Source organism: Brevundimonas sp. TWP2-3-4b2 (genome assembly GCF_049897345.1).
Classification (GTDB): Bacteria; Pseudomonadota; Alphaproteobacteria; order Caulobacterales; family Caulobacteraceae; genus Brevundimonas.
In genome coordinates this window covers 635,561-641,777 of the sequence record NZ_JAFCWB010000003.1, presented here as the reverse complement: position 1 = coordinate 641,777, position 6,217 = coordinate 635,561, and the positions used below count along the sequence as shown (strand labels likewise).

The following is a 6,217-nucleotide window of genomic DNA, read 5'->3' as shown; positions in this document are numbered from 1 at the left end:
GAGGAAGTCGAGATCGTCGGCATCCGTCCGGTCCAGAAGTCGGTCTGCACGGGCGTGGAAATGTTCCGCAAGCTGCTGGACCAGGGCCAGGCGGGCGACAACGTCGGCGTGCTGCTGCGTGGCACCAAGCGTGAGGACGTCGAGCGCGGTCAGGTTCTGTGCAAGCCGGGCACCATCACCCCGCACACGAAATTCCTGGCCGAGGCCTATATCCTGACCAAGGAAGAGGGTGGCCGTCACACGCCGTTCTTCACCAACTACCGCCCGCAGTTCTACTTCCGCACCACGGACGTGACCGGCATCGTGCACCTTAAGGAAGGTGTCGAGATGATCATGCCCGGCGACAACGCCGAGCTGAACGTCGAGCTGATCACCCCGATCGCCATGGAAGAGAAGCTGCGCTTCGCCATCCGCGAAGGCGGCCGCACCGTCGGTGCCGGCGTCGTCTCCAAGATCACCGAGTAAACATCCTGGCGCGCTAACGCTCGCGACGCGGTCGCTCGCTCCTTGAGCGCCGTCCGGCCTCAAGCCGGGAGCCTCCGCGAGGCGAGCATAGGCCACTAAAAACGAACGGCCCCCGGAGCGATCCGGGGGCCGTTTTGCTGTGCCATGCGTGGATCGGGAGCGGTCGTGCTGACGGCCTTCGGCGGCGTGCCATCCTGCTGATGATCGGCCTCGTCGGCATGATGTTCCTGGACATCGCCCCGGGCTAAGCCAGCCGCCGTTGGCGGGTGACGTTTACCGTCTTGCTCTCCTCGCACGCGTCCCGCCTTGCGCGGAACCTCGTCCGGGTCCCTACGTTGCATCCCGGACGTTAGGATTTGAGTAACCATGCGACGCGCGATCCGTATCGGACTGTTCATCGGCACCTTCCTGGGCATGTCAGCCTGCGCCGCCATGCCCGACGACGGCGGGCGCGGCCCCTATGGATCGCTCGAGGTCGGCCGGACGAACTGAGTCTGCAAGGAAACCGTGGCGGCGGGGGAAGATTCCCCCTATCATTGGTCCTGCGGATGCCGACTGTTGCGCCGCGCCGGTTCCGCCCCCCCTAGATGTTAGCCCTCGCCATCGTAGTCGTTCTGCTCCTCGTGGTGCTAAACGGCCTGTTTGCCATGACCGAGCTGGCGGTCGTCTCGTCGCGGAAATCCAAGCTGCAGAGTCGTGCAGAGCGCGGCGACAAGGGCGCGCGCGCCGCGCTGAAGCTGGCAGAAGAGCCGACCCATTTCCTGTCGGCGGTGCAGGTGGGCATCACCCTGATCGGTATCGCCGCCGGCGCCTACGGCCAGGCGGCGATCGCGGGCGAGCTGAACCTGATTCTCGAAAGCGCCTTTCCGGCGCTGGCGGCCTATACCGAGATTTTCTCGACCGTCATCGTCATCATCTTCATCACCTATGTCTCCGTTATCGTCGGCGAATTGGTGCCCAAGCGACTGGCGCTGATTTTCCCCGAGAGCATCGCCTCGAAGATGGCGGCACCGATCGCGACGGTGGCCGTGGTGCTGAAGCCGTTCGTGGTGGTCCTGACGGCCTCAACGTCCGCTATCCTCAAGCTCATGGGCGTCAAGGACCGCGACGGGTCTGACGTCACCCAGGAAGAGGTCGAGACGATGATCGCGGAGGGCACGGCCTCCGGACTGATCGAGCCCGAGGAGCAGACGATGATCGAAGAGATCCTGCGCCTGGGCGACCGACCGATTCGCGTGGCCATGACGCCGCGCCACGAGGTCTTCTGGGTGGCCCTGGACGACAGCGAGGAACAGCTGCGCCAGGAGGTTCGCACCTGCCCCTATTCCCGCATCGTGGTGGCGCGCGAGAACGACGTCGATAACCCCCTCGGCGTGGTTCACAAGAAGGACCTGCTGGACAGCCTGCTCGACAACGGCGAGTTCAACATCGAACGCCACGTGCAGACGCCGGCCTTTATTCCCCAGTCGACCTCGGTGCTGAAGGCGCTGGAGATCATGAAGGCCTCGCGGGTCCATATGGCCTTCCTGGTCGACGAATTCGGCGCTTTCGAGGGCGTGGTCACGGCCACGGACCTTCTGGAAATGATCGCCGGCGACTTTGACGAGGGTCACGACGACGCCGAGGTCAATGTGCGCCAGCGCGAGGACGGCAGCTGGCTGGTCGACGGCCAGACCGACATCGACGAACTGGCCGACACCCTGGGCGAGGATTTCGGCGAGGCCGATGGCTTCCACACCATCGCCGGCCTGGTCCTGCACCAGCTCTCGCGCGTGCCCAACGAGGGCGAAATCCTGCAGCTGGGCCGGTTCGAGGTCGAGATCATCGACATGGACGACCGCCGCATCGACAAGCTGCTGTTCACGCAGGTGATCAATGCCGTCGACGAGGCCCGGGCGGTCGCGGCGCAGTACGACGACTGACAGCGCCGTTCATCCCGACGAATGACGGCCAACACGCTTGAAAACCCCCGCGGGGTCGGGCATACGCCGCGGTCTGGCAAAGCCGAGCGCGCCCGGGGGGACACTCTCTGGCGCGTTGTAGTTTTCGCCGGGACCACAGGAGTGTAGCTCAGCTGGTAGAGCATCGGTCTCCAAAACCGAGGGTCGTGGGTTCGAGTCCCTCCACTCCTGCCACTTTCCACTGACGGCGCGGGTCCCCATCTGCTCCGTCAGACTGCGTTGAAAACGAGAACCGAGCATGGCCAAGGCCAAAAGCCCTTCGGGGCGCCGCACCCAGACCGTCCAGCCCGCCATCGTCGGCGCGGCCGTGGCCGCCGATACCGTCGCGCCGAAGACGCGCACCTCGCTCCCGCAGTTCGCCAGTCAGGTCCGTGCCGAAGGGCGCAAGATCGTGTGGCCGAGCCGCAAGGAGACCTGGATCACCTCGGTGATGGTCCTGATCATGGTGGTGATTGCCGCGATCTTCTTCTTCGTGGTCGATGCCGCCCTGACCGTCGCGTCGGGCTTCATCCTCGCGATCGGCCAGTAAGAAAGACCCCCAGATGACCGACGCAACCGCCAAACCCGCCGCCAATCCCCGGCACAAGTGGTACATCGTCCACGCCTATTCGAACTTCGAGAAGAAGGTCGCCCAGCACCTGACGGATCAGGCGCGCCAGCAGGGCCTCGAGGACTGTTTCTCGGAAATTCTGGTGCCGACCGAGGACGTCGTCGAGATCCGCCGCGGCCGCAAGGTGAACTCCGAGCGCAAATTCTTCCCCGGCTATGTGCTGGTGAAGATGGAGATGACCGACGACGCCTATCACCTGGTCAAGAACACGCCGAAGGTCACGGGCTTCCTGGGCGCCGCGGGCGGCACCAAGCCGCTGCCGGTCTCGGAGCGTGAGGTCCAGAACATCATCGGCCAGGTGGAAGAGGGCGTCGAACGTCCGAAGCCCACGATCCGCTTTGACATCGGCGAGACCGTCAAGGTCATCGACGGCCCGTTCGCCAGCTTCGACGGCCAGGTCGAGAGCGTCGACGAGGACGCCGCGCGCCTGCGGGTCGCGGTGTCGATCTTCGGACGGCCGACGCCGGTCGATCTGGAATACAATCAGGTCGAGAAGAACGCAGGCTGACCTGCCTTTTCTCTCCCTCCCCCGCCGGGGGAGGGCCCTCGTCGCCCTGCGGCGAGGGGGTGGGGACGCTTCGGCAAGGCCGCCCTTGGAGCCTGCGTCGCCGAGCCCCTCCCACCCGACCTCGCCTGCGGCTCGGCCACCCTCCCTCGGAGAGGGAGTGAGAACGCGTTGCTTCGTTCCGCCGGTTCTGCTACACGCGCGCCTCGCTCTGAACAGGGCGGTGCGGGTTTGCCCGCACAAATCCGTGGGAGGCAGCCATGCCAGACCACGGCTCACCGGTTCCGATTGAGTTCGGGGCCATCGTAAGGAGAGACCAATGGCCAAGAAGATTCTGGGCTATATCAAACTGCAGGTGCCGGCGGGTTCCGCCACGCCTTCCCCCCCGATCGGGCCCGCACTGGGTCAACGCGGCGTTAACATCATGGGCTTCGTCAAGGAGTTCAACGCGCGCACCGAGAAGGAAGTGAAGGGCACGCCCCTGCCGACCGTGATCACGGTCTACCAGGACAAGAGCTTCACCTTCGTCACCAAGACCCCGCCCGCGACCCACTTCATCAAACAGGCCGCAGGGATCACCTCGGGCTCGAAAATGACGGGCCGCGAAGTGGCCGGCAAGATCAAGCGCAGCCAGCTGCGTGAGATCGCCGAAAAGAAGATGAAGGATCTGAACGCGAACGACCTGGACGCCGCGACCAAGATCATCGAAGGCTCGGCTCGCGCCATGGGCCTCAACGTCGTGGAGGGCTAAGCACATGGCCAAGCAAACCAAGCGCGTCAAAGCCCGCACCGGCGACACCGTCGTTCCGATGGGCTTCGCCGAGGCGATCGCCGCCGTCAAAACCAACGCCACCGCCAAGTTCGACGAGTCGATCGAGATCGCCGTCAACCTGGGTGTCGATCCGCGTCACGCCGACCAGCAGGTCCGCGGCGTCGTGAATCTGCCGTCGGGTACGGGCCGTGACGTTCGCGTCGCCGTCTTCGCCAAGGACGCCAAGGCTGCTGAAGCCCTGGCCGCCGGCGCCGACATCGTGGGTGCCGAGGATCTGTATGAAAAGATCAACGGCGGCTTCATGGACTTCGACCGCGTCATCGCGTCTCCGGACATGATGGCCCTGGTCGGTCGTTTGGGTAAGGTGCTGGGCCCGCGCGGCCTGATGCCCAACCCCAAGGTCGGCACCGTGACCCCGAACGTCGCCCAGGCCGTCAAGGACGCCAAGGGCGGTGCGGTCGAGTTCCGCGTCGAGAAGGCCGGCATCGCCCACGGCGGCATCGGCAAGGCCTCCTTCACCCAGGAAGCCCTCGAAGCCAACGTGAAGGCCTATGTCGACGCCCTGCAACGCGCCCGCCCGTCGGGTGCCAAGGGCACCTATGTCAAGCGCATCACCCTGTCCTCGACCATGGGACCGGGCTTCAAGATCGACCCGGCGTCGCTGAACGCCTGATCGGCCTGAGACACTGAAATGAGAAGGGCGGTGACCGCAGGGTCGCCGCCCTTTTTCCTGTTCGCTGTGGTGGAAATACGCTTGCGTGTCCAAGGCCTGCAACCGATGGTGGGGACCGGGAGTGGGGGATGTCATGCGTATTCTGATCGTGCTGGCCTTCGGCCTGAGCCTGTTCGCTGCCGCCCCGGCCATGGCGCAGGACGGTGACGCCGCGCGACGGCTGGTTCTGGCCCGGCAGTACCTGGAGCTGACCCAGGGGCCGAACCTGACGAAGACCGTTCAGAGCTATTTCGAGGAGGCATTCGCAAAGTCCGATACGCCTGCGGAACAGCGCGACTGGCTGACCGAGCATATGGCTTCGGCCTTCCAGATCGCCATCCAGGCGACGCTCAGCGATCTGATCGACGACGTGGCCGAGATCTATACGCTGGAGGAGCTGGAGGCCCTGATCACCTTCTTCGATACGCCGTTGGGCCAGTCGGTCTCGACCAAGAGCTTCGACCTGGGCGTCCGGACGCAGGCGGTCATGACGCCGCATCTGACGGCCGCCATTACCCAACTGGGCGAAAAATACTGCGCCCGCTTCGGATGTTCTGCGACCGAAGGCGCGCAGGCGGGGAAGCCGGCCGACTGACGCACGGTCGTACCGGTTTCGTAGCGGGTTCAGGCCCGTCCGGCCGCCGCCATGTAGCAACCGCGCCGCGCCGTGTGCAGGTGGATGATCACGCTCTCCGGATGCCTGAACCAGCCGTCGAGTCGCGCCGACAGATCGCGGCCCTCGACGACATCGGCATCCGTCATCATCCCCTGGCCGTCATAGACGCGGGCGGAGAGCAGGCGACGCGACAGCATGTCCGGCAAGACGCCGGGGCCAGGGTCCGCCTCGGTCGCCGCCTCGCGGACGAAGATCGGGCCCTCCGAGCGGTACGGGCTGGACGGGATGTCGAGATGGCGATGGTTGAGCAGGATCAGCCGTTCGCCGGGGTCGGCATCGGCGAGGCTGATGCGGCAGGGTGCGCTGTGGGGTGCGTCGGCGATCATGCGGCGCGCGCCGAGCGTCTCCAGTGCCGGATCGTCGAGGGCGAACAGGGGCTGGAACGGGGCCAGGGGCAGGGCGTGGATGCGAAAGGTCATGCGGGTCTCCTTCAGCGTCGATGTGACAGGGGGTCGATCGCGTGTCTGGCGGGTTCCGGACGTTGCGCGAGGCGCTGTCGATCCCCACAACGGAGGG

Annotated in this window: 9 protein-coding genes and 1 tRNA gene; 9 read left to right on the top strand and 1 reads right to left on the bottom strand. The window is 65.4% G+C overall.

Annotated features, from left to right (window positions below; translation table 11 throughout):
- The 9 genes from ACP7AS_RS10315 to ACP7AS_RS10275 form a co-directional block, all read left to right on the top strand.
- A partial coding sequence (locus tag ACP7AS_RS10315; RefSeq protein ID WP_426028771.1) for an EF-Tu/IF-2/RF-3 family GTPase occupies positions 1-465 on the top strand: 465 nt, incomplete at its 5' end.
- A gap of 366 nt (positions 466-831) precedes the next feature.
- Positions 832-957 (top strand): hypothetical protein, encoded by a 126-nt coding sequence (locus tag ACP7AS_RS10310; RefSeq protein WP_426028770.1) that lies wholly within the window; start codon positions 832-834, stop codon positions 955-957.
- Between the two features lie 95 nt (positions 958-1,052).
- On the top strand, positions 1,053-2,387 hold the full coding sequence (locus ACP7AS_RS10305) for a hemolysin family protein (RefSeq protein WP_426028769.1): 1,335 nt from the start codon (positions 1,053-1,055) through the stop codon (positions 2,385-2,387).
- A 137-nt stretch (positions 2,388-2,524) separates the two neighbouring features.
- A tRNA-Trp gene (locus ACP7AS_RS10300) sits at positions 2,525-2,600 on the top strand.
- 64 nt (positions 2,601-2,664) lie between these two features.
- A complete protein-coding gene (secE, locus tag ACP7AS_RS10295) occupies positions 2,665-2,955 on the top strand; it encodes a preprotein translocase subunit SecE (RefSeq protein ID WP_426028768.1) in 291 nt (96 codons plus the stop codon).
- Positions 2,956-2,968: 13 nt separating this feature from the next.
- Positions 2,969-3,544, top strand: a complete 576-nt coding sequence (nusG, locus tag ACP7AS_RS10290; protein WP_426028767.1) for a transcription termination/antitermination protein NusG — start codon at positions 2,969-2,971, stop codon at positions 3,542-3,544.
- A gap of 316 nt (positions 3,545-3,860) precedes the next feature.
- The gene (gene rplK / locus ACP7AS_RS10285; RefSeq protein WP_292124760.1) at positions 3,861-4,292 is read left to right on the top strand and encodes a 50S ribosomal protein L11; all 432 of its coding nucleotides are present in this window, start codon (positions 3,861-3,863) and stop codon (positions 4,290-4,292) included.
- Positions 4,293-4,296: 4 nt separating this feature from the next.
- Positions 4,297-4,986: a 50S ribosomal protein L1 gene (rplA, locus tag ACP7AS_RS10280; RefSeq protein WP_426028766.1), complete on the top strand. Its 690-nt coding sequence runs from the start codon at positions 4,297-4,299 to the stop codon at positions 4,984-4,986.
- A 133-nt stretch (positions 4,987-5,119) separates the two neighbouring features.
- Positions 5,120-5,620 carry a DUF2059 domain-containing protein gene (locus tag ACP7AS_RS10275; RefSeq protein WP_426028765.1) on the top strand — a complete coding sequence of 167 codons (501 nt, stop codon included), beginning with the start codon at positions 5,120-5,122 and terminating at the stop codon, positions 5,618-5,620.
- A 29-nt stretch (positions 5,621-5,649) separates the two neighbouring features.
- On the opposite strand, the gene ACP7AS_RS10270 is transcribed toward ACP7AS_RS10275, so the two are convergent.
- Positions 5,650-6,120, bottom strand: coding sequence for a DUF1203 domain-containing protein (locus ACP7AS_RS10270; RefSeq protein WP_426028764.1), 471 nt, complete (start codon positions 6,118-6,120; stop codon positions 5,650-5,652).
- Positions 6,121-6,217 lie beyond the last annotated feature (97 nt).